This window comes from Mycobacterium sp. Panama NTM2, from assembly GCF_054355555.1.
In genome coordinates this window covers 3,227,988-3,254,974 of the sequence record NZ_CM135953.1, presented here as the reverse complement: position 1 = coordinate 3,254,974, position 26,987 = coordinate 3,227,988, and the positions used below count along the sequence as shown (strand labels likewise).

The window sequence follows — 26,987 nt, the reverse complement described above, 5'->3', positions numbered from 1 at the left end:
GATGACGAGGATTCAAATTCCCTATCCCCATAGGAGGGGAGGGCACTGTGGTTCCGGTGCGCTTCGTGACCTTACTGAATGGGCCCAACTCGGATGGGGGACAGAAGCACTCAGTGAAGGATTGGTCTTCACCCTCGGCGGAGCCTTGGACTTCTCGTACGTCCGCTCTACGCAGTTGTTCCCCCAGGTGTACCTGGTAGGACGAGGAAGCGACCTGGAACAGGATTACCTCTCCCGGGTTGGCGCAAAGTTCGTCGTGCGATCGACCGATGACCCGGACGTGGGATGGGCATTTGTGACCGACGAAATCGACAAAGGTCGACCCGTCATGGTCTGGGCTGACATCGGCGAACTTCCTTACCTGCGCGTCCGATTGCACATGAGCCGTCACGACATTGTCATCACCGGATACGATGACGAACAACGGGTCGCCTATGTGGTCGATAATGACCGCGAGACAACCCAGACGGTGGCCTACGACGACCTACGCCGGGCGCGGTCCTCGGTCGGGTTTCCCACACCTACCCGGCACACCACATATCACGTCGACTGGCCAGAGCGAGTGCCAGACCTTGGGCCGATCGCGGCCGCTGCACTCGCCGCGAGCGCAGCGTTCATGCGCGGCGGTGCCGTAGGTGCGCCGCTACTGCGCATCGAGGCAGCTGAAGTCGAATCTTCCGGTTTGAAGGGTGTGCAGGACTTCGCCGATGACGTAGGGCATTGGCCAACGCTGTTCGATGACGATGCCCTGACCGCGGCATTGTTCGGGCTCGGGGCGTTCATCGAGAAAGCCGGTACCGGCGGCGGGCTCTTTCGTACGCTGCAGGCAGACGGTTGCCAGAACATCGCCGATCTCCTAGATGACGCCGCCACTGCCGAAGCGGCTGCCGCGGCCCGACATGCTTCCAAAGCGTGGTCTACGCTTGCGGCCGCAGCCACGGATGCCGGCACATCGCTACGGAGTCGTAGTCTAGCTGCGGCCAAAGTCGCCGCGACGATCCCGGACGCCGAAACGCGCCTCGTCGAAGCCCTCGAAACGGCCAGTCGATCCGTTGGCACTGTCGATACCGGCATCGAAGCTCATCTGAAAGGCTATCCGTGAGTGGCACTTCAAATCAATCGAGTTTCCTGAAGACTACTGGTTTCTCGATTGGCAGCATGACGATGTTCAGCGCTTCGCCCAGAACGCGGTCGGTGACGTTCGTGACCCTTGTGCAGAAGGCGAGGTTGACCGTCACCGCTGTGGGGGACAGGATTTGGTATGACCCCTATAGCACCGACGACGACCCCGAGCATTATCGGGCGAGCTATGCGGCGACAGCGTCGAGGGCGTATTGCGGGGCAGGACCAAATGGCTGATAGTGACGGAACTGGAAGGTGTACCGCAGCGATGATCTCGGCGGGCTAACGAGTCCTTTACATACTCTTCGGGCGATCAGCCCAGCCGACGTCGGCGCAGTTCTTCAGTCGCATGGTGGTCCATGCACTGCGTGGTCCTATTTAGGAGGATTTCGTCATCGACGAGCAAGCGGAAGAAGATTCGGCCATCGCGTGGTGGCATAACTTTCAGAATCGTGTTATCGCCGCCGACGGCGACTACCTCGATGCGCACCATCCGTGGTGCCTTGGTTGCGGCACAGACAATCCGCACGGTCATCGCCTGCGAGCGCGTCGGCGTGGCGACGGGGTGGGCGCCAGGCATATCTTCGACGGCCGACATCGCGGCGCACCCGGGATCGCACACGGCGGCGCAGTCATGACGGTTCTTGACGACACGGTGGGCATGCTGCTCTACGTCGTCGGTGAGATGGCCGTCACCCGTAAGCTCGACACCGAGTTCTTCGCGCCGGTATTGCTGGGGGTTCCCTACGAGGTCAGCGCGGAGCTCGTGTCCAGAACCGGCCGGAAACTCGAAGTGCGGACAGAATTGCGCGAGGAAGCCACCGGCCAGCTGGTCGCGTCCGCGTCCGGGTTATTCGTCGTCGTCACGCTGGATCACTTCACTAGCTCCATACAGAAGGCGTCGTCAATACGCTGCACTGCGCGACCACCCTGGGAAGGATGACTCAACCCGTAAATCTGCTCATTTTTCAACCGGCGCAGGCTGCTCAGGATTGAACCGGGGCCGACAGGGGGTTTGCTAAGCAAACGCGTACTCGACCACATCGTGGTGTACCAGCCTTCGGTAGCGTGACGCCGCAGCGTGTCGGCGAAAATACCGCCGGTCTCATCTGTTGTGGCCCGCCGGGGAGTTGATATCGACCTGGATGTGCGAAGCGGCCGGGTCAGGTTTCTGGCCGAGGGTATACAGGCCAAGACTGCCGAGAAAACCCGCACAATGCTCGATAAGCACTTCGGTCGATAGGTTTAGTTGTCCGTCTATCCAGCGACGGAGAATCTCGAACAGGCCCCCGACACCGTAGGTAGCGGCGAGATCTGCGACCTGAATCACCTCGCTGGGTATATCGAGATGCAGGCGGGCCTCTCTGAGGACGAGCTCCGCAAATTCGGACATCAGTTCGCTTCGCAGCTGCCGAAGCAGGGGTTCAGCGCCCGATTCGACAAACAATATGCGGGCCATGCTGGGATCGTTCTCGATCATCTGAACCAGGGCCTTTATCGGAGCGTAAGCGAGTTCTTGAGGAGCAACGGTGTCATCCGGTATCGCCTTGGTGATCACGGCTTGGAAGGTGGTGGAGATCTTGGTGAACATCGCACGCAGGAGCGCGTCTCTGTCGCGAAACTGCTGGTAGAAGTACCGGCTCGTCACTCCTGACTCCGTACACACAGCGGTCACGGTGCACGCGGCGGCTCCCTGCTTGCCCATGAGCGCGACCGCGGCGTCAATCAGCAGTGCGCGGCGCTGCGCATCGCGTTGAGTTGCGGACAGCCCGCCATAAACACGTGCTGGACTCATGCCCTACATTCTGGCAGTCTCATGTGACAAGGCCTAAAGTCAGATCACGCAACGGAGGAAGGACCCCGTCAAGATGCCGGAAGATCGAGCCTCGACCAAGAGCCGTGTATTGCCAAAACCCCGGCGCGTTCGTTTCCCCATGCCCACCTCCACGAAGCGGCGACACTTCGTGGATGGCGACCTGGTGATGAGCCATTTCATCTCGGTGCTTTCTGCGACCTTCCCGGAAGGGGAAGACTTCTTCATCCGCTCGGTCAAGTATTTCCAGAGTTCCATCGACGATCCCCAATTGCTGACAGCGGTCAAGGGTTTCATCGGGCAAGAGGCCACACACCGACACCAGCATCGGCTCCTCAACGAACGGCTCCAGGCCATGGGTTATCCGACCGCGCGGATCGACCGCCACGTCGCACGCCTGATCAAGCGATTGGAGCGGCGCTTTTCGCCAGAAATGCGGCTGTCGATGACCTCTGCATTGGAGCACTACACCGCGACGCTCGCTGAAATCATTCTCACCAGCGATGACGCGCAGAAGCTCATCGGACAGACAGAGGTTCGACCGATTCTGCTGTGGCATGCGTTCGAGGAGTCGGAGCACAAAGCCGTCGCCTTCGACGCCTATCGGCTGATTGGAGGCACCGAGCGCACCCGCGTACGGGGCATGCGGATCGCCTCTGCAATTCTGTTCGGCGAACTCATTCTGCAGACTGCGCTGTCGATGGCCTCTGACAAGGCCTCGTATAACCCGGTCACGTTGGTGCGTAGCCTACGTCGCTTCAGTCGCACCCCGATGTTCACCGCCGATGCGCTGCAGCGATTCCGTTCGTACAACCGCCCCGGCTTCCACCCTGATGATTGGGACAGCACCGCGGTCCTGGAGCGATGGAGCAAGGAACTGTTCGACCAAGACGGCTCACAGAAGGTCATCGCTCAGCCGGGGTAGCAAAAGTGCGTGAGGAGGGCGACGCAGAAAGACACTGTTTCTGCGTCGTTCCTCCAAACAAGCGACAGCGCGCCTGTCGTCACGGATTGGATGCCCGGTGGCGGGTCAAGGCGACAGTCATACAGACAAGTGCAGTCGGCCTCGAAACTCACGGAAAGGTTAAGCCTCAGCCGCTGACGACGTAGCGTTGAGCCAAGGTTTCAGCCAGTCGGCTCGTGTGCGCGACCACTTCCTTTTCGGTCACCGCGAGCAAACCGGAGTGCCAGGCCGTGATGACTTCGACGAACCCCCCCACCGCAACCAAAGTGTCCATACGAAGGGCCGTCTCGTCGGCGTCTTCTCTGAGATGTGGCCGGCTTGCCTCGACGACCAACTGCGTTGCGTCCTGCAGCGCCACAGCGCGGCGATCTTGCAGCGGTGAGCTACCTACATGCTGAGCGAGGAGGATGTGCGCCCGGCCAGGATCGCGTGCGATCCGGTCGACCACGATGGCGATCGCCGCGGTGATGGTTTCGATCGGCGGCCGATCCACACGCTCGTCGAAGAGCGCGGAAACCTCGCCGAGCATGTCATTGCGAACGCCATCCCACGCTGCGACGAGAAGATCCTCGCGCGTCTTGAAGTCCTCGTAGAAGTATCGATCGTTGAGCCCTGTCCGGGCGCACACGCCGCGCATAGTCACTGCGGCCCAACCGCTCTCACTCCAAATCTCGGTCGCAGCCTCGATCAATTGCTGCCGTCGCTCTGCTCGACGCTCAGCACCGGTCCGACCACCCCAGCGCGTGTTTCTCGACCGCACATCAAACATCTTGACAAAACGTCGGGCTCACGACCAAACTGGTGGCATGCGACACCAATGGTGGCTGATGCCCCCAAATCAATGGTCTCCCGCACCGGAAATCAGTGTCGCGATCCGAAAGGCAAGCAGATGAGGTTCTTGCCGTTCGGTAGTTCACCAGGTAGAACCCACCGCGCCCACGCAGTAGTCACAGGCGCAGGGAGCGGTATCGGCCGCGCGTTCGCCGTTGAGCTTGCACGCCGAGGTGGACGTGTTGTGTGTGCGGACAAAGACCCCATCACTGCGAAAGAGTCGGCCGAGTTGGTGAGGCAGGCCGGCGGCGAGGGTTTCGACGTCGTATGCGACGTCACCGACCTTGAGCAGGTCCGTAACCTCGCTGATGCCAGTGAAGACTGGTTTGGCAAGGCGGCGAGCCTGGTGATCAACAACGCCGGAATCGGTGCGGGCGGCAATCGCATCGGCGCTACGTCGGTCGAGGACTGGAACGCTGCGATTTCTGTCAACCTTTGGGGTGTTATCTACGGGTGCGAGACTTTCGTTCCCCGGCTCCGGAGCAACGGCCGTGGCGGAGTGATCAATGTGGCGTCCGCCGCGAGTTTCGGCTCGGCGCCCCGAATGGGGGCATACAACGTGAGTAAGGCCGGAGTGCTCGCTCTGTCCGAGACCTTGGCGGCCGAACTGAGCGGTACTAACGTCAATGTCACAGTGCTTTGCCCCACCTTCGTCAAGACGAACATCGCCAAAAATCCTCAGATTGAGGAGTCGGCGGCGAAACTCGCGACCAACCTGGTGAGGTGGACCGGCATTTCGCCGGATCAAGTGGCTCGAACGACCTTGAACGCGCACGATCGCGGACAAATCTATGTAGTGCCCCAACTGGACGCGAAAATTTTGTGGCAACTGAAAAGAGCTTTACCCGGTCAGTTTACGCGGGCGTTGGGGCTGGTGGAGCGCGTGGCCTCATGGAACGATCCAGCCGAACAGAGGGAGCAGTGAAATGGCGTTCGCATATAGCGACATGCTCGAGACGATCAAGAACAAGCAATGGGCTCTCGCCGATATCGATTGGGGCGCCCCTGGTGCGGAGTTGATCACCGACGAACAGCGTCCCAAACTCAAGCAATTCATGTCCGACGTGGTGTGGATTGAGCATGTCGGAGCGCGCGCCTTTGCTGCGATGGCCCCGAAGGCGCCCTTCGAAGCGCTCGGAGACATTTACCGTTACTTTCACGCCGAGGAGCAGCGTCACGCCAACGCCGAACTTGCTCTGATGCGTCGCTGGGGCATGATCGAGGAAGGCGAAAAGCCTGTACCGAATAAGAACATCCGTCTCGTGATCGAGTGGCTAGATCGGTACGCTGAGGCTCTTCCTCTGACTGTCATCGGCGCCGCGATTCCCGCACTGGAGACCGCGCTGGACGGGGCCCTGCTGAAATTTCTCCTTGATGAGGTCGACGACCCAATTTGCGGGGAAGTATTCAATAAGGTCAACAGCGACGAATCGCGGCACCTTGCAGTAGGTTTTCAAGTCCTGAATGACCTCGGCGCCAGTCCCATGCGAATCCATGCAATCCAAACGGTCGGCGCTGTGATGGACCCCCGTATTCTCACTGGCGCGTTGCTGTATATACCGCTTCTCACGCGCATGTTGATGAATCTCAACGCGATGGGGCTATCCGAAGAGAAGCTGTACAACGCGGTGACGCGATATGGCAATGTCGGGGACCGCAGTGAGCACACGCGGAGGGTGCCTGGATATCACATCTTGAAGGCCCACATGTCCTCCTCGATCAAGCGGTCCCAACCCCTTCACTTCGTTTCCCAGCGCTTAGGCAATGCGATCGACATCTTCCCCGTGCAAGTACTCGGGCGACCGCCTTCATGGACGGATGAACTGACCTATGAACCGGTCGCTAAATGACGGACACGGTAACGACTTTGATCGTCGGCGCCGGCTTCGCGGGTATCGGTACGGCGATGAGAATGCTTCAAGCGGGCGTTAACGACTTTGTCATCTTGGAGCGATCACATCGCGTCGGGGGCACCTGGCGTGACAACACTTACCCCGGCGCCGCCTGCGACATTCCGTCATTGCTGTACTCCTACTCGTTCGAGCCGAACCCAGGCTGGACTCGCGCATACTCGGGGAGCGCAGAGATCCTCGCCTATATCGACGCGATTGTCGCGAAATACGATCTTGGGAGGTTCATTCATTTCGGTGCGGACGTGAGTGCACTGGAATTCGACGAGGATGCCGGAGAGTGGGTTGTCGACACGACCGGCGGCAGGCGGTATCGGGGCCGTTCAGTCGTGATGGCTAGCGGACCACTTGCTGACGCCAGTTTCCCGGATATTCGTGGCATCGAGTCGTACGAGGGGAAAAAGATTCACAGTGCTCGGTGGGACCACTCCTATGACATGAGCGGTAAGAGGGTGGCGGTTATCGGGACCGGGGCGAGCGCTGTGCAGATCATCCCCGAATTAGTCGGGTTGGCGGCGTCGGTCAAGGTGTTTCAGAGGACGCCCGGTTGGGTGCTACCGAGGGTCAATTTCCGGCATCCGGCCTGGGCGCGTTCGACTTTCAAGCGCACGCCGGCAACCGAACAGGCCCTACGAGGTGCGTGGTTTTGGGCGCATGAGGTCATGGCCGTGGGCATGGTTTGGGATACCGCTGCAACATCTGTCATCCAAGCGGTCGCAAAGGCGAATCTGCGTCGGCAGGTGAAGGACACCTGGTTGAGACGTCAACTAACGCCGCAGTTCAGACCTGGGTGCAAACGCATGCTTATGACTAGCGACTATTACCCTGCGCTCCAGGCCGATAACTGCAAACTCGTCAGCTGGCCGATCGCCACACTGGCTCCGAACGGAATTCGAACCGCCGACGGCATCGAGCATGAGGTGGACTGCATAGTATTCGCGACAGGCTTCGATGTGTGTAAACGCGGTACGCCATTTCCGATCCGGGGGCGCGACGGGCGAAAACTCGAAGACGAGTGGTCTGAGGGGAGATTTGCCTACAAGAGCGTGAGTGTGGCCGGCTATCCGAATTTGTTCTTCACTTTCGGGCCTAATTCCGGTCCTGGCCACAACTCCGCTCTTCTATATATGGAGGCGGCAATCGATTACATCGTAAAAGCAATCGAGCTCTTGCGCGACCAAGGCAACGGAGTCCATACCCTGGATGTGAAAGAGAATAGCCAAAACGCGTACCACTCCAATATTCAGCGGCGGTTACGGCGCACCACATGGAACTCGGGTTGCAACAGCTGGTATTTGACGGAGGATGGCTATAACGGCACGATGTATCCCGGCTTTGCGACTCAGTTCATTAGGGAACTGTCCCGTCTGGATATGCGCGATTACGAGATCACTCGGCGTGACGATGCTGACCTGAAGTTGACACAAACACGCTGAACCGAAGCAGCGGATATAGGTTGGACATCGAAGCGCACGTGAGGAAGTAATGGGTTCTGAGTCTGGGCAGCACTACGAAATTGCAATAGTCGGAGCCGGGTTTTCTGGGATTGGTACAGCGATCAGCCTGTTGAAGGCCGGATTTACGGATTTTCTGGTAGTCGATGAAGCCGATGGCGTCGGCGGTACATGGCACTGGAATACGTATCCGGGAATAGCGGTCGATATTCCGTCCTATAGTTACCAGTTCTCTTATGAGATGCGAACATCCTGGTCACGAACTTATGCTCACGGGAATGAGCTGAAGGCTTATGCAGAGCGGTGCGTAGAAAAATACGGACTCCAAAATTACATCCGGTTCAACACGACTGTGGACGAGGCTTGTTTCGACGAATGCGCAGCACTATGGCGGCTGAGCTGCTCCTCTGGTCAGAATCTGACCGCGCGTTTTGTGATAAATTGCTCTGGCGTCCTCAGTCGGCCGAAGTGGCCTGATATTCCAGGAGTGCGCGACTTCGCCGGCGTGACGCTGCATACGGCCAGATGGGACCATACGAAAGATCTCACCGGTAAGCGGGTGGCGGTGATCGGGACTGGGGCATCTGCGGTGCAGCTGATTCCCGAAGTCGCGAAGATCGCATCAAGTCTGACGGTATTCCAGCGAACGCCGATTTACTGCTTGCCGAAGCCGGATTTCTCCATACCGAGCTGGGCCGCGACAGTGATGCGGTTGGTGCCGGGGGCACAGCTGATGACGCGCACTGCGAGTCAGGTGTTCGTCGAGTTCACATTTCCCATCGCAGCTCATTTTCACTCGTTGATCCCTGTGTCGGATCTCATGGAAGAGGCGGCGAAACGCTATATGCGTCGGGCGGTCGATGATCCGGTGACTCGAGACCAACTCATTCCTCGCTATTCGTTGGGTTGTAAGCGACCGAGTTTCCACAATTCCTATCTCGCGACGTACAACCGTCGCAATGTTTCGCTCGAGACCAGCGGCATCACCCATGTCGACCATGCCTCGGTTCACACTGAAGATGGCAAGAATTATCCGATCGATGTCATGGTCTTGGCCACCGGGTTCAAAGTGATGGAGTCGGGCAATATGCCGACTTATGTGCTGAAGGGACGCGGTGGAGTGGAGCAGTCTGCTTGGTGGGATGAGCACCGCCTCCAAGCCTTCGAGGGTGTGAGCGTCCCAGGGTTCCCGAATCACTTCAATATCTTCGGCCCCTATGGTTACAACGGCTCCTCGTACTTCACACTCATCGAGGCGCAAAGTCGGCATATCGTCCGCTGTCTTCGTCGTGCGCGCACGCTGAAGGCTGATCACGTAGAGGTCAGACAGCAGGCGAACGACCGCTACTTCGGTGACATGATTAGCCGCCGACATCGACAGGTTTTCTGGCAGCCGAGCTGTTCCAATGCCAACAGTTACTATTTCGACAAACACGGCGATGTTCCGTTGCGTCCGTCAACTACCCTGGAGACTTACTGGCGTAGCCGCACCTTCCGGCTCTCCGATTACCGATTTGAACGTCGCGCAGAATCCGTTGGCGCACGGTGACCAACACTGATGCGGCGGACCGGCGCCCCAGTCTTGCAAGTCATTTCGTGGCAATGACTTCGCGAAACACACTGCGTCCGCTGTCGCAACTCATCCCGTCGAGCGCCCACGGCCTCGCGGTGATGGATCGCGTACTCCGGATGGCGCTTGTGGGATCGCGGCCCCGCCGAAGCGTGGCGGTTCGCACAATAGATACCGAGTTCGCCGGGAATCAGATACGCGGGGATTGGATCACTTCTCCTGCGGTCGATCCACACGCGGTTCCGTTGCTCTACATTCATGGCGGCGCCTACTCCATGTGCTCACCGGCTACCCACCGCGGCCTGCTCGGTGAACTTGCCTCCGCGAGCGGTCGGCCCATCTTTGCCGTGAGGTATCGGCTAGCTCCACGCTATCCCTTTCCCGCTGCCGCCGACGATGCACTGAACGCATACCGCTGGCTCGTCACCGGGCAGCCATCGGCTTCCGGCGAACGCGGTGTTGCGGTGGCCGGGGACTCGGCGGGCGGCCAGCTCACGATGGCCACCGCCCTTGGCGCACGTAGTGACGGACTGCCGCTGCCGGATTCGATGCTTCTCATGTCTCCGGTCCTGGATCTGACATGTGAACTCGCGAGGGCACGCGAACTTCGCCGCCGTGATCCTTTCGCCTCTGCTCGGTCCGCGGCCCGCGCTCTTGACCTGTACGTGGCTGGTGCAGATCACCGCAATGAGCGACTCAGCGTGCTCGACGCAGACCTCAGGTCCATGCCACCGATCCTGATTCAGGTAGGCGGAAGAGAAATGTTGATCGATGACTCGAGGCATCTTGCCGACCGTCTCCGATCGGCCGGATCAAGCGTTGAGATACAGGTGTACCGGGGACAGATCCACGTGTTCCAAGCCATGTTCCGAATCCTGCCCGAGGCTCGTGAGGCGATCCACCGCGCTGGAAACTTCCTGAAAGCTTCGGCCCACCGGTGAAAGTGTTGGGACCGTGGATGCTCCACTGCCACCGCGCCATCAACTGCTTCTTAGCTGTCTCATGACAGGCGGCTTTGCGAGGGATCCCCGAGGACACGATCCGTCGATAGTGATCATCGGGGCCGGCGTCGCGGGTATCGCCATGGCCCATCAGCTGAAGAGAGACGGATTCACCAACTTCACCATGGTGGAACAGGCTGCAGACATCGGCGGCGTCTGGCGCGACAACACCTATCCAGGAGCGGCTTGCGACGTGCCGTCAGCGTTGTACTCACTCTCGGACAAGCCCAACACTCGTTGGTCGAGACGTTATGCAGAACAGCCCGAGATACTCCAATATCTTCGCCGACTCGTCCTGGCCGACGGAATGGACCTGCAGCTGCGCACGCGGACCGAAGTCGTCGAGATGACCTTCGATGAACAGGCCGGCCGTTGGCGTTTGGTGACCGGATCCAGCGAGACGATCTGGTGCGATGTCGTGATTTCGGCCGTGGGGCAGCTCTCGCGACCTCATACGCCGAATATTGCCGGCGAAGACACCTTCGAGGGGCCGCGTTTTCATTCGGCGCGTTGGGACCATTCGGTATCGCTGCGCGGCAAGGAAGTAGCCGTCATCGGGACAGGCGCAAGCGCGATACAGTTTGTGCCACGGATCGCACACGAGGCACAGCGCGTAACGCTGTATCAGCGCACGGCGCCTTGGATTTTGCCGAAGTGGGACAGCAGGTACGGACGTCTTCACCAACAGCTGATTAAGGTTCTGCCGCTGTGGCTGCGTCTTGAGCGTTTCGCGGTATGGCTGATTTTTGAAGTGCTCGCAGTGACGTTGGTCGACGCGAAGCCCTTGTCACGCATTCTCGGCGCGGTCGCCCGCTACCACCTCCATCGGCAGGTTGCCGATCCAATGCTGCGCCGGCAACTCACGCCATCAGATGCGCCGGGGTGCAAGCGGGTGTTGTTCTCGAATGATTACTACCCCGCGATTGCCAACGGTGAAGTCTCGTTGGTGACCAACGCGGTTGCGAAGCTTTGCGACAAGGGAGTCGTGACCGACGATGGCGTACTCCATCGCGCGGATGTCGTCATTTACGGAACAGGTTTCCGCGCTACCGACTTCCTCGCCCCGATGCGTGTTCGCGGCTGGGGCGGAGTGACTCTGGACGAGGTGTGGGGGACGCAGGCGCACGCATACCTGGGCATTACAGTCCCGATGTTCCCGAATCTCTTTCTCCTCTATGGCCCGAACACGAATGTCGGTTCCGGGTCGATCATTTACATGATCGAGTCTCAGGTCCGCTATGTCGGTGCCCTCATCAAGATTTTGGCGAGTGACCCAGGGCGTACGGTCGACGTCAGGCCAGACATCGAGCAAAGCTACAACACACGATTGAGCCGGCGGCTGCGAAGGTCGGTGTGGGCGCTTTGCGCGAGCTGGTACACGACCTCGAGTGGCGCGATCCCGACGAACTGGCCTGGGCCTACATTTGCCTACCGGATCCTCACCCGCAAACCACGCAGTCACGATTATCTATTCAGGCACGTTGAACGCCTTCAGTTAGACGGCCCGAGTGAGAACCGCGCGAGGCTGCGCAGATGATCCGGGTCGCAGGCGGTGTCTAACATTTCACTGTTAACTGTTCGAATATTGACATTCAGCACATCTATGTAAACTACTACCAGATATCCGTGCAGCAGAGCGCCCAGGAGGCATCGTGGCTAATCAGCTTCTCGCAATCACGCGTCACCCCAAGGAGCGGTTGACGTCTGTCCTGTTGGCGCCCGCCCCCCGCGTCGTCGATGACAAATGGCGACAGTGGAGTCGGGACTGGAGAGTCCGGGAACTTGCGCCGGCCCCCGCCGGATCTGGGCTGAGAGCCGTCCTAGGGGACGCTGGACTCCCGTTGCTGGGGCACACTGTCGACTACATCCGATTTGGTTCAGAATTCAGTCGGGAGCGTTACGAACGTTTGGGCTCGGTGTCGTGGATGGGCGCATTCGGTACCAAAATGGTGGTCATCGCCGGTCCAGACGCAACGCGTGAGGCGTTCACAAGCGAAGCCAAGGCCTTTTCTCAAGATGGCTGGTCCTTCCTGATCGATGCTTTCTTCCATCGCGGGTTGATGCTCATGAGCTTCGACGAACATTTGATGCACCGGCGCATCATGCAGGAGGCGTTCACGCGTCCTCGCCTGACCGGATATGTCGGGCAGGTGGCCCCGTGCGTTCGCGCAGCCGTGCCCGCGTGGCCGACCGGTCCGTCGGTCCGGATCTACCCGTTGTTGAAGAATCTCACCCTCGATATTGCCACGGATGTCTTCATGGGTGGCCGCGGCAAGGACGAGAGCGCTGCTGTCAACGAGGCGTTCGTGTCCACTGTTCGCGCGGCGAGTTCCTTTGTGCGAGTTCCACTCCCGGGCACCAGGTTCCGCGCCGGCGTGCATGGGCGGCGCGTGTTGGAGGACTACTTCTCCCGACACCTGCCGGCCGCGCGTGCAGGCGAGACCGACGATCTATTCGCCGCCCTCTGCCAGGCGACCACAGAAGACGGTGAACGGTTCTCCGACGAGGATGTGATCAACCACATGATCTTTCTCATGATGGCCGCCCATGACACCTCCACGATCACCACCACTGCTGTCACCTACTTCCTCGCTAAACATCCTGAGTGGCAGGAGAAGGCAGCGGCGGAGGCGCGGTCCTTCGGTCACGATTCGCCAGATATCGACGAACTGGAGCGGATGGCGGTCCTCGATCTGATCCTCAAAGAAGCTCTGCGTCTGCTGGCGCCCGTTCCGCTGGTGATGCGCAAGACCGTCCGTGATGTCGCCATCGACGGCTATCACATCCCCCGTGAAACCTTGTGCGCAATCACACCCGCCGTAAATCACTTCGACCGCAGAATATGGAGCGACCCGGACCGTTTCGATCCGTCGCGCTTCGATGAGCCCCGGCGCGAGGACCAACAGCACCGATTCGCCTGGGTGCCGTTCGGCGGGGGGGCGCACAAATGCATTGGGATGCAGTTCGGCACACTCGAGGTGAAGGCAATCCTGCACCAGATGTTGCGTACCTACGCTTGGACGGTCCCAAACGACTATCACGTGCGTTGGGACAACACCTCGCTGCCCATTCCCGTGGACGGACTGCCTGTGACGTTGCGGCACCGATGAGCGGTGAGAACTCGCCTTACCTGGAGCCCACGGAGTTCCTCGATTGGCAACATGAATCGGTACGCGACTTCGTTGCATCGGCGACCCGCGGCGCGGTCGACGACACCATGAAGGCCATAGCCATCTTCACTGCGGTCCGCGACTCGATTTGGTATGACCCCTACACCGTGACCGATGACCCGCATGCGTATCGCGCCAGCACCATCGCAACTGCAGACCGCGCTTACTGCGTCCCGAAGGCGGTGCTCTTGACGGCGGCCTGCCGAGCAGCAGGCATCCCAGCGCGGCTGGGGTTCGCCGATGTCCGAAACCACCTTCAGACCGAGACATTGCGTGAGCGGATGGGCGGTACCGACGTCTTCGTCTACCACGGATACAGCCTCATGCATCTCTGCGGTGTCTGGGTCAAGGCAACTCCGGCGTTCAATCGCGAGCTATGCGCACGGTTCGGCGTCCCGCCAATTGATTTCGACGGGCGCACAGACGCCCTGCTGCACGGGTTCGCCGGTGACGGCACACAACACATGGAATATCTGAGGGATCGAGGCGCCTTCGACGATCTACCGCTGGCAGAGATCCTGCAAGCGCTCAGAACCCACTACGGGACGCTCATAGGCGATGCGAGTCGCCATCCAGACCTGTTCGCCTGAAGGGCCGATGCGTAATGCACAGCACGATGCAAGACGTCCAGCTCACAATCTCGGCAATTGTCCGCCATGCCGCCTCCATTCACGGAAACAGCGAGGTGATCACCCCCGACGGAATTGGATACCGAAGTATGTCCTACCGTAGCGTCCTGGGGCGAGCGGGCCGACTTGCCAATGCGTTGCGCGGGCTCGGAATAACGGCAGATCAACGGGTGGCCACTTTTCAGTGGAGTAACCAAGAACATCTCGAGGCCTACTGCGCGGTTCCCTCCATGGGCGCGGTGCTGCACACCCTCAACATTCGTTTGGCTCCAGAGCAACTCGCGTACATCGCCAACCATGCCAGCGATCAGATCATCCTGGTGGATGCGTCGGTTGCGCCATTGTTGGCTAGTGCGCTACCAGCGATGGAGTCGGTGCATACGGTCATCGCCACCGGGGGCGGCGACCTCGCTCCGCTGCAGCGATGCGGGAAGACGGTGTTGCGTTACGAGGAGATCCTGGCGCAGCAACCGGAGACTTTCGATTGGCCCGAGATCGATGAGCGTTCCGCCGCGGCCATGTGCTACACCAGCGGGACTACTGGAAATCCCAAAGGTGTTGTCTACAGCCACCGTTCGACCTACCTACATGCACTGACCGCCTGCACGTCGAACGCCCTGGCAGTGAGCGAGGCCGACCGTATCCTGGCCATTGTCCCGATGTTTCACGCCAATGCGTGGGGACTGATCTACGCGGCGTTGATGTCTGGTGCGGACTTGGTATTACCCGATCGCCATCTGCAAGCCGCGCCGCTGGTGTCGATCATCGAAGAGACTCAGCCGACTATCGCCGGTGCAGTGCCGACGATCTGGAACGATGTCGATCGATACCTGGAATCGAATCCCGCCCGGGACATCTCCTCACTTCGGCTGGTTGCCTGCGGCGGATCGGCAGTCCCCGTCTCGCTGATGCGGGCATTCGAAGACAAGTACAACGTGCCTATCGTGCAGGCATGGGGCATGACCGAAACCTCGCCGCTGGCTACCGTCGCACGCGCAGCGCACGGAGTAGGCGAGACCCGTGCGTGGGAGATGCGCGAAAGCCAGGGTCGGCCGATGTGCGGTGTCGAGATCCGGTTGCGTGACGACCACAAGAAGACAGTGCCGTGGGACGGTCGATCAGCGGGTGAAATACAGGCGCGAGGCCCGTGGATCACCGGCGCCTACTTCGGCGACGATGATCCGGACAAGTTCGACGGAGGGTGGCTGCGCACCGGCGACGTCGGCCGGATCGACCCGGACGGGTATCTCACGCTGACCGATCGTGGGAAGGACGTCATCAAGTCAGGTGGAGAATGGATCTCCTCAGTCGAGCTGGAAAACACGCTGATTGGTCACCCGGCGATCTACGAGGCTGCGGTGGTGGCAGTTCCCGACGACAAATGGCAGGAAAGACCGCTCGCCCTGGTCGTGGTTCACCGTGGAGCCGAGGTCGACATCGACCGACTGCGCGCGTTTCTGTTGGACAAGGTCGCCAAGTGGTGGATCCCGAAGCGGTGGAGCTTCGTGTCTGAGATTCCTCGAACAAGCGTCGGAAAATACGACAAGAAGGCCATACGCGCGCGTCACTCCGCCGGCGAGTATCAGATCGAAACGTCCTAAGAAATCAAACCCATTGATATTGAACAGCCGAGAGGGAATCCTGTGACAGCATCAATTTCTCCCTGGATGAGCGCCGAATTGCTCGAGCTTCGTGACCTTGCCGCGAAGTTCTTCTCGACCGAATTGGCACCACATGCGCAACGTTTCGCAGACCAGCACCAAGTTGACCGAGAATTGTGGCACAAAGCCGGCGAACTAGGCCTGCTCTGCATGTCCATACCCGAAGAATACGGCGGGGGAGGCGGCACATTCGCGCACGAAGCCGTCGTACTCGAAGAGCAAGCCCGAGTCGGGGACAGCTCATGGGGCGCAGGGCTGCACAGCGGAATCGTCGCGCACTACATCCTCCAGTACGCGGCCGAAGAACTACGGAGGCAGTGGCTGCCCAAGATGGCCTCAGGCGAAATGATCGGTGCTATCGCCATGACGGAGCCAGGGACCGGTTCTGATCTGCAGAGTGTCAAGACCAAAGCAATTCTTGACGGTGACGAGTACGTGATCACCGGCGCAAAGACCTTCATCACCAACGGTCAGCAAGCCGACCTGATCATCGTCGTCGCCAAGACAGATCCAAGTCAGGGCGCCGCCGGCATCTCGCTGATCGTCGCCGAAGCCGATCGACCCGGATTCCGGCGCGGCAAGGTCCTCGACAAAATCGGCCAACGCGGACAAGACACCTCCGAGTTGTTCTTCGACGACGTAAGAGTTCCCCGCTCGCACCTCCTGGGCGAGACCGAGGGTCAGGGTTTCATTCAGCTGATGACGCAGCTACCTCAAGAGCGGCTCATCGTCGCGGTTGGGGCGGTCGCGGCGATGGAACTTGCCGTGGAGCAGACACTCAAATACACCCGTGAGCGGGAAGCGTTCGGACGGCCCGTCTTCGGCTTTCAGAACACGAAATTCATCTTGGCCGAAGCTGCAACCGAAACGCGCATCGCACGAGTATTTTTGGACTACTGCATCGACCTACACCTCGCGGGCCAACTCGACGTCCAGACCGTCGCCATGGCGAAATGGTGGACCACTGAGCGAGCGATGAAGGTGCTCGATGACTGTTTGCAGCTCCACGGCGGATATGGGTACATGACCGAGTATCCCATCTCGAGATTGTGGGTGGACCAGCGCGTGCAGAAAATCTACGCCGGCACAAATGAGGTGATGAAGGAAATCATCTCGCGTTCCCTATGACCCTGAACGATTAGCCACCTGCACATTACTCACCTGGGAGGAGGATTGATGGCATCTACAGAGGTGCCATATCGCCACGAAATGGGTGGACATTGCGGATCGGGTGCCCTTCGGGAGTTGATACCAGATGCTCCTATCTTCAGGCAATGAGTTCGTTGGTTCTTCTGCTGGGTTGGCGGAGGGCATGGTAGATCTCGCGGGCGATGTAACGCTTGATGCAGCGCATGATCTCGTTCTTGGTTTTGCCTTCGGCCAGGCGGTGAACGAAGTAGTCGCGGGTGGGCTGGTGACGGCGCATGCGCACCACCAGGATGACGTGCAGGGCACGGTTGGCGTCGCGATTGCCTCCCCAATTGAGCCGGTGGCGGATCGTTTTGCCGCTGGAGGCTTCCAGTGGGCTGACCCCGCACAGTTTGGCGAAAGCGGCGTCGCTGCTGATCCGAGCGGGGTTGTCGCCGAGGGCGGTCAGCAGCGTGGCAGCGGTGTCGGGCCCGACGCTGTAGCTCGGGTGCGGCGGTGGCGGTGATGGTGTCGACGTGGCGTTCGAGTCGGGCGGCTGCGGTGTCGAGCTGGTGGCAACGTGCCGCCATCGACTTGATAGCAGTAAAGAAAGTTCTCACATCGCAGGCCAGCGGCGGTCAGGCGGGCGTTGGTCGCGCCTGCTGCCCGCGGCGTCTCGATGCGGCGAGGAGCGAGGAGTCCTGGCTTGTCGTGGTGCCAGGATGCCGTGGCCGTTGAGATGTACAGCGCTCGTCGTCGTGTGCAAGCTTGTGTGGCGGCGGACGGAGGGCGAAGCGTAGCGAGCGGCGCGGACGGGAGCGCCAGCGGACGGGAGCAGAGGGAGCGTAGCGAAGCCCGCAGGTAGCCGCCGGTTCCTCGCGGGCTATGGCGGCCCGGGCTCCGCTGAGCATCAGTTGCGGGTCCGCGCCATGGCGATGGGACTCGTAGGATGGCGGTTGTGAGCGGGATGCTGGCGCAGCGTGCACGGCGAGAGGCCGAGGCACGGCTGGCGGGGCAGCCTCGGCGGCTGGCGCATGTGCGGGGTGTCGCGACGACTGCCGAGCGGCTGACTCGGCGTTTCAATGCGCAGACAGCGGACTGTCTGGTGGCGGCGGCGTGGCTGCACGATATCGGCTACGCACCATCGGTGCGCCAAAGTGGGTTTCATCCGCTCGATGGCGCGGAGTTTGTCCGATCGGCCGGCTTTGGGGAGATGGTCGCCTCCTTGGTGGCGTTTCATACCGGAGCGCGCGTGGAAGCCTCCGAGCGGGGCCTGTCGGGTTTATCGGAGTTCGGCGAGCCGCCCAGCGATGTTCTGGATGCGTTGAACTATTGTGATCTAACGACCGGACCCGACGGGTCGCCGATATCGCCGCAGGATCGACTGGGTGACGTGTTGGCGCGCTATGGGCCCGAGGATCCGGTGCATCGAGCGGTCGGTGCGGGCCGCGAGGATCTGCTGGCGGCGGTGCGGCGGGTACGCCATTGGCTGTAGCAGCCGTAGGTCAGCCGAGGTAGGGGCGGTCGCGGTGCTGCAGGTAGTGCTCGATTCGCAGACGCATCGACGGATGCATGTCCAGGTTGGGGATGTCGTCGGGGGCAGTCCAGGCGATGTCGGTGCTTTCGTGGTCGATGGCCAGCTCACCGCCGAGCACGGTGGCGGTGAAGCACAGGGAAAATTGTTGGCGGACTTCACCGTCGGTGAACGCGACGACGTGGTGAGGGTTGGTGTAGACACCGACCAGGCCGGTGACTTCGACGTCGAGACCGGTCTCCTCTTTGATCTCGCGCACGGCGGTGTCTGCGATGGTTTCGCCGATGTCGTGTCCGCCGCCCGGTAGCGCCCACAGCGTATTGTCGCGGCGTTTGATCAGCAGGATACGACCGTGTTCGTCGGTGACGATGGCCGAAGCCGACGGGACGACACTGTTAGGTGCCGGAGCGTTGGGGTCGTTGTAGTAGTCGATGCGCATCGAGGGTCAGCCTTTCGCGGTCAGGGGTGTGGCGTGGTCCCAGACCTGGGTAAAGGCCTGTTCGAGAGTGGCCCAGAGCCGGGGTTCGTGGTGGCGCGACAGCGCCAGCACCGGGTTGTTGCGCCCGGGTGAGCCGTAGATGTGGAAGTTGACGATCATGGCGTCATCCACCCGAAAGATCGACGTGTACAGCATCGTGTCGTGGGTGCGAATGTCCAGGCCTGGTGTGCCGGCATGCGGGGCGAGTAGTTCCACGGAGGTGCGGCAGCGGGCTATGACGGCTTCGCCGATGCCTTCCTCCTCGCCGCGCAGGATCATGGTGGGCGTGTCGGGGTCACCGACGAGAAACCGCACCGCAACGCCGCGGGCGGCGGCGTCGAGCAGGGTGTCGAGGAATCCGTCGAGGGTGTCGAACAGGAACGTCGCCGCCAGGACGAGGATGTCGATGCCGGTGGTGGCGCCGGCGAAATGCTGCTGCCATGCAGTGATCGGTAACTGGGTGCGGCTGGCATACAGCGTCGCGGTGAACGGACCACCCAGCGACGTCGTCGCCAGCGCGCTCGCGGTAGGGGCAGGATACTGGTTGGGCCACAGGTTGTGCGGTGTGCAGCCAAGCAGCTTAGCGGCGCGGCGGGCGTTGTCCTCGCGGACGTTGTAGTCGATGTTGGCCAGCCAGCGGCGCACCGTCTTGATATCCACGCCCACCGCAGTGGCGAACCTCTGTGGGGAGAGTCCCTTGGCGTGCAGCCGTTGGGTGAGGCGATCGTTGGGGATCGTGGCGGCCTCGGCGTCGCCGTCCTGATCGCCCATCGTCTCAGCGCACATCTTTCCGTGTCATCCCTGTCCATCCTCAGCGCGTGGTTCCTAGTTTGCCATGCGACTGCCGCCGCCCCGCGGCGGTGATGCCCGTCCGATGCCCACGGGCATGTCCCTGTCGTGTCCGAAATGTCTGCGGCAGTGTCGGCAATGCCTGCCAACGTCCCTCGCTACGTCCGCGATGTCCACGTGAACTGAGCCCAGCGCCGCAACGGGCGCAAACAGATCACGAAAGGAACAGCGGGACAATGCGTTTAAGGATCGACACATCAGGCACACGGTTCATCGTCACCCGAGCGGCCGAGCCGCGGCTGAACTTCGAGACCGGCAGCCCAAAAGTGGACACCGCCACCGGCGTGCCACTGTATGCCGCGCAGCTGTTGGCGTTGGATGACACCGGTGGTGAAGTGCTCAACGTCACCGTCGCCGGGGATCCGAAAGTGACAGTCACCCAACCTGTTTCAGTCGCGGGTCTGGTTGCTATCCCTTGGGCTCAAGGTGATCGCAGCGGCGTGGCGTTCCGTGCCGACGCCATCACCCCCACCAACCCCGCGGCTGCGCCGAGCGATCAAGCGTCCCGCGCGCAGAAATAACCCCATTTGCTGGGGCGCGGCGCTCGTGGGTGTCGCGCCCCAGCACGTGAGCTGCTATCGACCATTCACTCACCAGAGGGACGCCTGTCATGGCATCAAACTACAAAAACAGCAAGAACTCTCAATCCAACGACGACGACTGGATCACCGACCTCATCCTCTCACTGTTCAAAGCGGCCGGGTATCTGCTGTGGTGGGCGGTCCTGTTCCCGGCCATCAGCATCCCGATCATCGCCAGCGTGGCGATGGCCATTACCCATGGCTCACGCGCGGGTCTGATCATCGGTATTGCTTTCGCTGCCGCTTATGCGGGCTGGGCGTGGCTGGACCCGCGATCGTTTCACGGATGGGTCACCGAGCCGGTGCGGCGGCGCTGGTTGACCTGGTCGCGCTACACCCGCACCTGGCAATCGGTGTGCACCCTGCACGGCCTGACCGCCACACTTGGCGAACGCACCTTGGTGCCGACCTTGCAGTCGGTGCGCATCGGCAAGACGACCGACGTCCTGGCGCTGCGAGTGGTCACCGGCCACTCCCTGGCTGATTGGCACAAGCAATCGGAGGCGCTAGCCGCCGCCTGGCGTGCCGACCGGATCGCCATCCGCGCGACCGCGCCCGGAGAGCTACGCATCACCCTGATGCGCGGCGACGTGCTGGCCGACCCGATTGCCCTGCCCATGCCCACGACGGCGACTGCGGTGGATGTGGGGTCGGTGCGGGTCGGGATCACCGAAACCCGCCACTGGTGGCACCTACCTCTGCTTGGCCACCACCTGCTCGTGGCTGGCGCGACCGGCGCGGGGAAAGGTTCAGTGTTGTGGTCACTGATCGCTGGCCTCGCCCCCGCCGTGAAAACCGGACAAGTGCGGCTCTGCGTCATCGACCCGAAAGGCGGCATGGAACTGGGCGCCGGAGCACCCATGTTCACGGTGTTCACCCACGACGCCACTGGCACCACCCTGTACCTGCTGCGGCAACTAGTGGAGGTGATGCACGCCCGCGCCAATCGGTTACGGGGCAAGACGCGCATGCACACCCCGACTCCGACTGAGCCGTTATTCGTGGTGGTGATCGATGAGATCGCCGCGCTGACTGCGTATGTGACCGACCGCAAGGTGCGCAGCGAAATTGAACAGCTGTTGGGCCTGCTGCTCTCCCAAGGCCGGGCCGTCGGCATTTCGGTGGTGGCAGCGGTGCAAGATCCGGCCAAAGACACCCTGCCGGTGCGGCAGCTGTTTACCGTGCGAATCGGGTTGCGGTTGACCGAAGCCACCCAAACCACCATGGTTTTGGGCCAGGGCGCCCGCGACGCGGGGGCCGACTGCGATCACATCCCCGACACCACTCCCGGTGTGGGCTACATGATGATCGATGGCACGGCCCAACCGGTGCGGGTACGGGCATTTCACGTCGCCGACCACGACATCGCCACTCTGGCAGCACGATTCCGGCCACCTCGTGCCGCGACCCGAACCAACCAGTCCAACAGCGGGCGCACCGACACCGCCCGGGGTCAACGGTGACTACTGCAACGACAGCCCCCACGCTGGTGTTGCCCGGGGTTCCCGGCTCGATCGACACCAATGCGGTGGTGGATCAGATGGTGCGCCGCGCGTCCTCGACGGGGTTCGAATCGTGGTGGCGGCGCGCGGAATCTGTTGGCTTCTGCGCCCACCCCATCCAACTCAGAGGTACCGACGAGATAGGCCGCGATCGGGTGGTGTGGACACGGTGCAACAACCGCCGCGCTCAGGTATGCCCATCGTGCTCAGACCTGTACGCCCGCGACACGTGGCAGCTCGTGCACGCTGGCACCGCCGGCGGCCACCACAACATCCCCGCAGCAGTGGCCGATCGTCCGCAGGTGTTCGTCACCCTCACCGCACCTAGCTACGGGCCTGTTCACGCCGCCGCGCGTGCAGGCGACAAGAAGCAGCGTGTGTGTCGCGACCACCACCACACTGGCGGCTACCGCCGTTGCCCGCATGGAAAACCACTGTGGTGCAGCACAACCCACGGCGAAGGTGATATCTATGCGGGACAGCCGATCTGCGCGGACTGCTACGACTACACCGGGCATGTCCTGTTCACATGGCACCTGCCCGAACTGTGGCGACGCTTCACCATCACCCTGCGACGCACACTGCGCCGAGAGCTACGCGCTTCGGGCGCCGACCCGGATGCGGTGCAGGTCAGCTTCATCAAAGTCGTCGAACTGCAAGCCCGGCTCATCCCGCACATTCATGCCCTGATCCGCCTCGACCCGCCCGACAGCGATGACTCTGGCGGTCATGACTGGCATGCGCCCCTTGCGGCAACCGAACTGGCCACCATCATCCAACAGGCCGTTCGAACCGTGGCCGTGACGGTCACCGACTCATCCTCAAATACAGCGACACGGGTGATCAGGTTCGGCACACAAGTCGACACCCAACCCATCGACAACCGGCACGCCGGCACGGACGGCTCTGCTGTGCAGGAGGATTCACCACACGGCGGGGTTCTTCCAGGCCGCCGCGTAGCTCGCTACCTCGCGAAATACGTCACCAAATCCTTAGCTGACGTCGGGATCAGCGCGCGACGCATCTCCACCGAGGCCATCGCTGACCTCGATGTCTGCGACCACGTTCGGGCGATCCTGACCGCCATCAGCCAACTCGCCGATAAGGGACTGGCCGGTGTCGGTCGGTGGCTGCACACCCTGGGCTACCGGGGCCACATCACCAGCAAATCCCGCCGCTATTCCACCACGATGACCGCGCTGCGCGAACGTCGCGCGGCCTGGACCCGTGAACAACGTTTAAAAAGCACTGCGCACCAACATGATCTCGGCCTCGACTCCACCGATGGCGATGATCTGGTGGCATGGGAATTCGATCGTGCCGGCCCCACCAGCCTCGGCGACCGGACCCTCATCTACTCCGCGGCCGTCCAACACATCCACACCCGCCGCATCGGACTGATCGAAGTCCGTGGCCAAGCCCGCAATCAACAATGGGATCCGCCAGGGGGAAGCGATGGCTGACAGGTCCCGAGCAGCACGTGCTCGCTCCGGGTGTGACGCTCGTCCCGATGCGCCGACGGTGTCAGAGGGGGGTGTTGAAATTGTTGTGCCCAACCAATATCGACTTCCGTCCGAGGCCAACCGCGCGCTGGTACACGTGATAATGGCTGTGCGGGACCGGATGCTTGGATCAGGGAGGGGAGTGGCGTGAGCCTGAGGTTCGCCTTCTATGGCCGAGTGAGCACGGAGGACGCTCAAGACCCGGAGGCGAGCCGCAGCTGGCAGAAGCGGCGTGCCATGGACCTGATCACTCCGCACGGCGGATTCATCGCCGCCGACTACTTCGATGTGGGACAGAGCCGTTCACTGCCGTGGAAGCGCAGGCCAGAGGCGTCACGTCTGCTTGCTGATGTCGCTTGTCGGGACCGTAGCTTTGATGCCGTAGTGATTGGGGAACCCGCCCGTGCGTTCTACGGGCCGCAGTTCGCGCTCACCTTCCCTGTCCTCACGCACTACGGAGTTGGCCTGTGGGTACCCGAGGTCGGCGGAGCGGTCGATCCCGGCTCCGAGGCACACGACCTGGTGATGACTCTGTTCGGCGGCATGAGCAAGGGAGAGCGCGCTCGAATCCAAATGCGCGTCCGTACGGCGATGTCAGCACTCGCGCAGGACACCGCCAGATATCTCGGTGGTCGACCACCCTACGGTTACCGGCTCGTCGATGCCGGCCCGCATCCAAACCCTGCCAAGGCCAATCTTGGGCAGCGGCTTCACCGCCTCGAACCCGACCCCGCGACATCTTCGGTCGTCGAGCGGATCTACCGCATGTACGCCGACGGAGCGGGCCTGCGCTATATCGCGCAACTGCTCACCGACGATGGTGTACCGTCACCGAGCCAGTACGACCCGGCACGGAATCGGCATCGTGACCCACGAGGATGGTCCCATTCGGCGATCCGCGCGATACTCGACAACCCGGCGTACCGCGGTATCCGTGTTTGGGGCAAGCAGGAGAAATACGAGGTTCTGGTCAACCCCGATGATGTCGCTGCGGGGTATGAGACTCGTATGCGGTGGCGTGATGAGGCCGACTGGATCGCACCAGAACGCCGCACGCATGAAGCGCTGATCCGTGACGAACTAGCGCAGGCTGTCCGTCTTCGGATGCAGGCGCGGCGGGGTCCCGGTCTTGTTTGCAGCAGAGAGTCAACAGTGCCATATGCACTGCGTGGGCTGCTGTTCTGTGCCGCATGTGGACGGCGGATGCAGGGCGCTGCCCGCGTCGGGAAGCGAACAACACGCATCCTCTACCGTTGTGAGCTCGGTAAGTCGCGTTCGGTACCCGCGGACCTGAGTGATCACCCGCGCACCGTCTACCTCCGTGAAGATGAGGTGACTGCGCGACTTGACGAATGGATCGCCACCCTGGCCGATCCGGCCGACTTGGCACGCGGGCAAGACGCGGACCCGGTAGCAGGGGCTGGCTACGCGGCCTTGCAGCGCCAGCTCAGCGAGGCGAATGCGAAGGTTGCTGCTCTGGTTACCGCCGTGGAGTCTGGTGTGGCCGTTGAGGATTTGACTGTTGCATTGCGCCGCCGCACCGCCGAGCGCGACGAGCTGAAGGTCCGTCTTGAGCAAGCGGAGCGACCTCGCGTCATGACTGCCGCACAAATCAGCGAGTTGGTTGAGGAATTGGGCGGGCTGTCAGCAGTGCTTGGTGAGGCAACCGGGGCGGAACGCGCTCAGGTATACGCAAGCCTGGGCCTGCGCCTCGACTACGACCCGCATCTTCAGCGAGTCACGGCGACTGCCGACTTAAGTCGTGTCGCCGGACGTGTCCGAGGGGGGACTTGAACCCCCACGCCCGTTAATAGGGCACTAGCACCTCAAGCTAGCGCGTCTGCCATTCCGCCACTCGGACCAGTTCGAAGGCAGCTTAGGTTAACGGATCGGTGGGCTCGGACCCAAACCGGGAGCGGGTGGTAGGAAAGGGGGCGTGAGCGGTCCCCTGACTCCCAGCGATGAGGTCGTCGATCTCGTCAGTTCCCTGATCCGCTTCGACACCTCCAACACCGGTGAGCTCGCCACCACCAAGGGCGAGGCCGACTGCGCCCGCTGGGTCGCCGCTCAGCTCGAAGAAGTGGGCTACACCTGCGAATACGTCGAGGCCGGCGCACCTGGCCGAGCCAATGTGTTCGCCCGCCTGGAGGGTGCCGACCGGTCGCGAGGTGCCCTGATGCTGCACGGCCACCTCGACGTCGTCCCCGCCGAGGCGTCCGACTGGAGCGTGCACCCCTTCTCCGGCGCCGTCGAGGACGGCTACGTGTGGGGCCGTGGCGCGGTCGACATGAAGGACATGTGCGGGATGATCATCGCGGTCGCCCGCCACTTCAAGCGTGCCGGCATCACCCCGCCCCGCGACCTGGTGTTCGCGTTCGTCTCCGACGAAGAGGCCGGCGGCAATTACGGCTGCAAGTGGCTCGTCGAGAATCGCCCCGACCTGTTCGACGGCGTCACCGAGGCCGTCGGCGAGGTCGGCGGCTTCTCGCTCACCGTGCCCCGCCGCGACGGCGGTGACCGGCGCCTCTACCTCATCGAGACCGCCGAGAAGGCCATGATGTGGATGCGGCTGACCGCCCGCGGCCGCGCCGGGCACGGCTCGATGGTTCACGAGGACAACGCCGTCACCGCCGTCGCCGAGGCCGTCGCGAAACTCGGCCGTCACCAGTTCCCGATCGTGCTGACCGAATCGGTGGAGCAGTTCCTCGCCGCGGTCAGCGAGGAGACCGGCTACACCTTCGACGCCACGTCACCCGACATCGAGGGCGCGGTCGCCAAGCTCGGCGGCATCGCGCGCATCGTCGGCGCCACGCTGCGTGACACCGCCAACCCGACGATGCTCAAAGCGGGCTATAAGGCCAACGTCATCCCCGCCACGGCGGAGGCCATGGTCGACTGTCGCGTGTTGCCGGGGCGGCTCGCCGCGTTCGAGAAAGAGGTCGACGAGATCATCGGTCCCGACGTCAAACGCGAGTGGGTCACCGAACTACCCTCGTATGAAACACCTTTCGACGGTGAGCTGCTCGAGGCGATGAACGCGGCCATCCTGGCCACCGACCCCGACGCGCGCACCGTGCCCTACATGCTCTCCGGCGGCACCGACGCCAAGCACTTCGCCCGGCTGGGCATCCGCTGTTTCGGGTTCGCGCCGTTGCGGCTCCCGCCCGAGCTGGACTTCGCGGCGTTGTTCCACGGCGTCGACGAACGGGTACCCGTGGACGCGTTGACCTTCGGCGCGCAGGTGCTCGAACACTTTCTCCTGCACAGCTGACCACCGACTGAAAGGAC

The 26,987-nt window shown here is 61.8% G+C and carries 25 protein-coding genes and 1 tRNA gene; 19 read left to right on the top strand and 7 right to left on the bottom strand.

The window, feature by feature from the left end:
- The first annotated feature begins 1 nt into the window (after nucleotide 1).
- Entirely contained in the window at nucleotides 2-1,102 is a 1,101-nt protein-coding gene (locus ACXYX3_RS15360; protein ID WP_046188921.1) for a BtrH N-terminal domain-containing protein, read from the top strand.
- A gap of 333 nt (nucleotides 1,103-1,435) precedes the next feature.
- Here ACXYX3_RS15360 and ACXYX3_RS15355 read toward each other — a convergent pair whose 3' ends face one another.
- The gene (locus ACXYX3_RS15355) at nucleotides 1,436-1,720 is read right to left on the bottom strand and encodes a hypothetical protein (RefSeq protein ID WP_012394823.1); all 285 of its coding nucleotides are present in this window, start codon (nucleotides 1,718-1,720) and stop codon (nucleotides 1,436-1,438) included.
- A gap of 36 nt (nucleotides 1,721-1,756) precedes the next feature.
- On the opposite strand from ACXYX3_RS15355, the gene ACXYX3_RS15350 reads away from it, so the two are divergent.
- Entirely contained in the window at nucleotides 1,757-2,065 is a 309-nt protein-coding gene (locus ACXYX3_RS15350) for a PaaI family thioesterase (protein WP_012394822.1), read from the top strand.
- Nucleotides 2,066-2,227: 162 nt separating this feature from the next.
- Here the strand turns inward: ACXYX3_RS15350 and ACXYX3_RS15345 are convergent, their stop codons facing one another.
- Nucleotides 2,228-2,917 (bottom strand): TetR/AcrR family transcriptional regulator, encoded by a 690-nt coding sequence (locus tag ACXYX3_RS15345; protein ID WP_012394821.1) that lies wholly within the window; start codon nucleotides 2,915-2,917, stop codon nucleotides 2,228-2,230.
- Between the two features lie 139 nt (nucleotides 2,918-3,056).
- On the opposite strand from ACXYX3_RS15345, the gene ACXYX3_RS15340 reads away from it, so the two are divergent.
- Nucleotides 3,057-3,860 (top strand): metal-dependent hydrolase, encoded by an 804-nt coding sequence (locus ACXYX3_RS15340; RefSeq protein ID WP_016889186.1) that lies wholly within the window; start codon nucleotides 3,057-3,059, stop codon nucleotides 3,858-3,860.
- Between the two features lie 166 nt (nucleotides 3,861-4,026).
- Here the strand turns inward: ACXYX3_RS15340 and ACXYX3_RS15335 are convergent, their stop codons facing one another.
- The gene (locus tag ACXYX3_RS15335) at nucleotides 4,027-4,659 is read right to left on the bottom strand and encodes a TetR/AcrR family transcriptional regulator (RefSeq protein WP_109370774.1); all 633 of its coding nucleotides are present in this window, start codon (nucleotides 4,657-4,659) and stop codon (nucleotides 4,027-4,029) included.
- A gap of 129 nt (nucleotides 4,660-4,788) precedes the next feature.
- Here ACXYX3_RS15335 and ACXYX3_RS15330 point away from each other — a divergent pair, with 129 nt between their 5' ends.
- The 10 genes from ACXYX3_RS15330 to ACXYX3_RS15285 all read left to right on the top strand — a co-directional run bounded on the left by ACXYX3_RS15330 (nucleotide 4,789) and on the right by ACXYX3_RS15285 (nucleotide 17,253).
- Nucleotides 4,789-5,655: an SDR family NAD(P)-dependent oxidoreductase gene (locus ACXYX3_RS15330; protein WP_458612101.1), complete on the top strand. Its 867-nt coding sequence runs from the start codon at nucleotides 4,789-4,791 to the stop codon at nucleotides 5,653-5,655.
- Nucleotide 5,656: 1 nt separating this feature from the next.
- On the top strand, nucleotides 5,657-6,580 hold the full coding sequence (locus tag ACXYX3_RS15325) for a hypothetical protein (protein WP_012394817.1): 924 nt from the start codon (nucleotides 5,657-5,659) through the stop codon (nucleotides 6,578-6,580).
- Nucleotides 6,577-8,076, top strand: coding sequence for a flavin-containing monooxygenase (locus tag ACXYX3_RS15320; protein WP_046189498.1), 1,500 nt, complete (start codon nucleotides 6,577-6,579; stop codon nucleotides 8,074-8,076). The genes ACXYX3_RS15325 and ACXYX3_RS15320 overlap by 4 nt, the downstream gene beginning before the upstream one ends.
- A 49-nt stretch (nucleotides 8,077-8,125) precedes the next feature.
- Nucleotides 8,126-9,643: a flavin-containing monooxygenase gene (locus tag ACXYX3_RS15315; protein WP_046189499.1), complete on the top strand. Its 1,518-nt coding sequence runs from the start codon at nucleotides 8,126-8,128 to the stop codon at nucleotides 9,641-9,643.
- The gene (locus ACXYX3_RS15310; protein WP_083070860.1) at nucleotides 9,640-10,605 is read left to right on the top strand and encodes an alpha/beta hydrolase; all 966 of its coding nucleotides are present in this window, start codon (nucleotides 9,640-9,642) and stop codon (nucleotides 10,603-10,605) included. Before ACXYX3_RS15315 ends, ACXYX3_RS15310 begins: the two co-directional genes overlap by 4 nt.
- Nucleotides 10,606-10,666: 61 nt before the next feature.
- Nucleotides 10,667-12,202, top strand: coding sequence for a flavin-containing monooxygenase (locus ACXYX3_RS15305; RefSeq protein ID WP_046190475.1), 1,536 nt, complete (start codon nucleotides 10,667-10,669; stop codon nucleotides 12,200-12,202).
- 115 nt (nucleotides 12,203-12,317) lie between these two features.
- The gene (locus ACXYX3_RS15300) at nucleotides 12,318-13,775 is read left to right on the top strand and encodes a cytochrome P450 (RefSeq protein ID WP_458608108.1); all 1,458 of its coding nucleotides are present in this window, start codon (nucleotides 12,318-12,320) and stop codon (nucleotides 13,773-13,775) included.
- Nucleotides 13,772-14,425 (top strand): transglutaminase-like domain-containing protein, encoded by a 654-nt coding sequence (locus ACXYX3_RS15295; protein WP_046190477.1) that lies wholly within the window; start codon nucleotides 13,772-13,774, stop codon nucleotides 14,423-14,425. The genes ACXYX3_RS15300 and ACXYX3_RS15295 overlap by 4 nt, the downstream gene beginning before the upstream one ends.
- 14 nt (nucleotides 14,426-14,439) lie before the next feature.
- A complete protein-coding gene (locus ACXYX3_RS15290) occupies nucleotides 14,440-16,065 on the top strand; it encodes a fatty acid--CoA ligase (RefSeq protein ID WP_046190478.1) in 1,626 nt (541 codons plus the stop codon).
- Nucleotides 16,066-16,131: 66 nt separating this feature from the next.
- Complete coding sequence (locus tag ACXYX3_RS15285; protein ID WP_016889182.1) at nucleotides 16,132-17,253, top strand: acyl-CoA dehydrogenase family protein; 1,122 nt, start codon at nucleotides 16,132-16,134, stop codon at nucleotides 17,251-17,253.
- Nucleotides 17,254-17,392: 139 nt separating this feature from the next.
- On the opposite strand, the gene ACXYX3_RS15280 is transcribed toward ACXYX3_RS15285, so the two are convergent.
- A complete protein-coding gene (locus tag ACXYX3_RS15280) occupies nucleotides 17,393-17,692 on the bottom strand; it encodes a transposase (protein WP_231743115.1) in 300 nt (99 codons plus the stop codon).
- Between the two features lie 519 nt (nucleotides 17,693-18,211).
- Between ACXYX3_RS15280 and ACXYX3_RS15275 the strand changes: the two genes are divergently transcribed.
- The gene (locus ACXYX3_RS15275) at nucleotides 18,212-18,748 is read left to right on the top strand and encodes an HD domain-containing protein (protein WP_046190487.1); all 537 of its coding nucleotides are present in this window, start codon (nucleotides 18,212-18,214) and stop codon (nucleotides 18,746-18,748) included.
- A gap of 10 nt (nucleotides 18,749-18,758) precedes the next feature.
- On the opposite strand, the gene ACXYX3_RS15270 is transcribed toward ACXYX3_RS15275, so the two are convergent.
- Together ACXYX3_RS15270 and ACXYX3_RS15265 are read right to left on the bottom strand one after the other, a co-directional pair.
- Nucleotides 18,759-19,226 (bottom strand): NUDIX hydrolase, encoded by a 468-nt coding sequence (locus ACXYX3_RS15270; protein WP_046190479.1) that lies wholly within the window; start codon nucleotides 19,224-19,226, stop codon nucleotides 18,759-18,761.
- Nucleotides 19,227-19,232: 6 nt separating this feature from the next.
- Complete coding sequence (locus ACXYX3_RS15265; protein WP_046190480.1) at nucleotides 19,233-20,036, bottom strand: XRE family transcriptional regulator; 804 nt, start codon at nucleotides 20,034-20,036, stop codon at nucleotides 19,233-19,235.
- Between the two features lie 254 nt (nucleotides 20,037-20,290).
- Between ACXYX3_RS15265 and ACXYX3_RS15260 the strand changes: the two genes are divergently transcribed.
- From ACXYX3_RS15260 to ACXYX3_RS15245, 4 genes are all read left to right on the top strand, one after another.
- Complete coding sequence (locus ACXYX3_RS15260; RefSeq protein ID WP_011893911.1) at nucleotides 20,291-20,635, top strand: SCO3933 family regulatory protein; 345 nt, start codon at nucleotides 20,291-20,293, stop codon at nucleotides 20,633-20,635.
- An 89-nt stretch (nucleotides 20,636-20,724) separates the two neighbouring features.
- Entirely contained in the window at nucleotides 20,725-22,158 is a 1,434-nt protein-coding gene (locus tag ACXYX3_RS15255; RefSeq protein ID WP_012394805.1) for an FtsK/SpoIIIE domain-containing protein, read from the top strand.
- Nucleotides 22,155-23,660 carry a replication initiator gene (locus ACXYX3_RS15250; RefSeq protein ID WP_012394804.1) on the top strand — a complete coding sequence of 502 codons (1,506 nt, stop codon included), beginning with the start codon at nucleotides 22,155-22,157 and terminating at the stop codon, nucleotides 23,658-23,660. The genes ACXYX3_RS15255 and ACXYX3_RS15250 overlap by 4 nt, the downstream gene beginning before the upstream one ends.
- Before the next feature lie 186 nt (nucleotides 23,661-23,846).
- Nucleotides 23,847-25,493, top strand: a complete 1,647-nt coding sequence (locus tag ACXYX3_RS15245) for a recombinase family protein (RefSeq protein ID WP_082698416.1) — start codon at nucleotides 23,847-23,849, stop codon at nucleotides 25,491-25,493.
- On the opposite strand, the gene ACXYX3_RS15240 is transcribed toward ACXYX3_RS15245, so the two are convergent.
- Nucleotides 25,475-25,560 (bottom strand) — tRNA-Leu (locus tag ACXYX3_RS15240). The two genes, ACXYX3_RS15245 and ACXYX3_RS15240, sit on opposite strands and share 19 nt — an antisense overlap.
- 75 nt (nucleotides 25,561-25,635) lie before the next feature.
- Between ACXYX3_RS15240 and ACXYX3_RS15235 the strand changes: the two genes are divergently transcribed.
- A complete protein-coding gene (locus tag ACXYX3_RS15235; RefSeq protein ID WP_458608107.1) occupies nucleotides 25,636-26,970 on the top strand; it encodes a M20/M25/M40 family metallo-hydrolase in 1,335 nt (444 codons plus the stop codon).
- The last annotated feature ends 17 nt before the right edge of the window (nucleotides 26,971-26,987 follow it).

Coding starts and splice junctions, on each gene's coding strand:
- ACXYX3_RS15290 (WP_046190478.1), top strand. CDS start 14,440: ATGCACAGCACGATGCAAGACGTCCAGCTCACAATCTCGGCAATTGTC.
- ACXYX3_RS15260 (WP_011893911.1), top strand. CDS start 20,291: ATGCGTTTAAGGATCGACACATCAGGCACACGGTTCATCGTCACCCGA.
- ACXYX3_RS15325 (WP_012394817.1), top strand. CDS start 5,657: ATGGCGTTCGCATATAGCGACATGCTCGAGACGATCAAGAACAAGCAA.
- ACXYX3_RS15255 (WP_012394805.1), top strand. CDS start 20,725: ATGGCATCAAACTACAAAAACAGCAAGAACTCTCAATCCAACGACGAC.
- ACXYX3_RS15330 (WP_458612101.1), top strand. CDS start 4,789: ATGAGGTTCTTGCCGTTCGGTAGTTCACCAGGTAGAACCCACCGCGCC.
- ACXYX3_RS15355 (WP_012394823.1), bottom strand. CDS start 1,720: ATGTCGGCCGTCGAAGATATGCCTGGCGCCCACCCCGTCGCCACGCCG.
- ACXYX3_RS15345 (WP_012394821.1), bottom strand. CDS start 2,917: ATGAGTCCAGCACGTGTTTATGGCGGGCTGTCCGCAACTCAACGCGAT.
- ACXYX3_RS15340 (WP_016889186.1), top strand. CDS start 3,057: ATGCCCACCTCCACGAAGCGGCGACACTTCGTGGATGGCGACCTGGTG.
- ACXYX3_RS15320 (WP_046189498.1), top strand. CDS start 6,577: ATGACGGACACGGTAACGACTTTGATCGTCGGCGCCGGCTTCGCGGGT.
- ACXYX3_RS15350 (WP_012394822.1), top strand. CDS start 1,757: ATGACGGTTCTTGACGACACGGTGGGCATGCTGCTCTACGTCGTCGGT.
- ACXYX3_RS15285 (WP_016889182.1), top strand. CDS start 16,132: ATGAGCGCCGAATTGCTCGAGCTTCGTGACCTTGCCGCGAAGTTCTTC.
- ACXYX3_RS15270 (WP_046190479.1), bottom strand. CDS start 19,226: ATGCGCATCGACTACTACAACGACCCCAACGCTCCGGCACCTAACAGT.
- ACXYX3_RS15295 (WP_046190477.1), top strand. CDS start 13,772: ATGAGCGGTGAGAACTCGCCTTACCTGGAGCCCACGGAGTTCCTCGAT.
- ACXYX3_RS15315 (WP_046189499.1), top strand. CDS start 8,126: ATGGGTTCTGAGTCTGGGCAGCACTACGAAATTGCAATAGTCGGAGCC.
- ACXYX3_RS15360 (WP_046188921.1), top strand. CDS start 2: ATGACGAGGATTCAAATTCCCTATCCCCATAGGAGGGGAGGGCACTGT.
- ACXYX3_RS15305 (WP_046190475.1), top strand. CDS start 10,667: ATGACAGGCGGCTTTGCGAGGGATCCCCGAGGACACGATCCGTCGATA.
- ACXYX3_RS15265 (WP_046190480.1), bottom strand. CDS start 20,036: ATGGGCGATCAGGACGGCGACGCCGAGGCCGCCACGATCCCCAACGAT.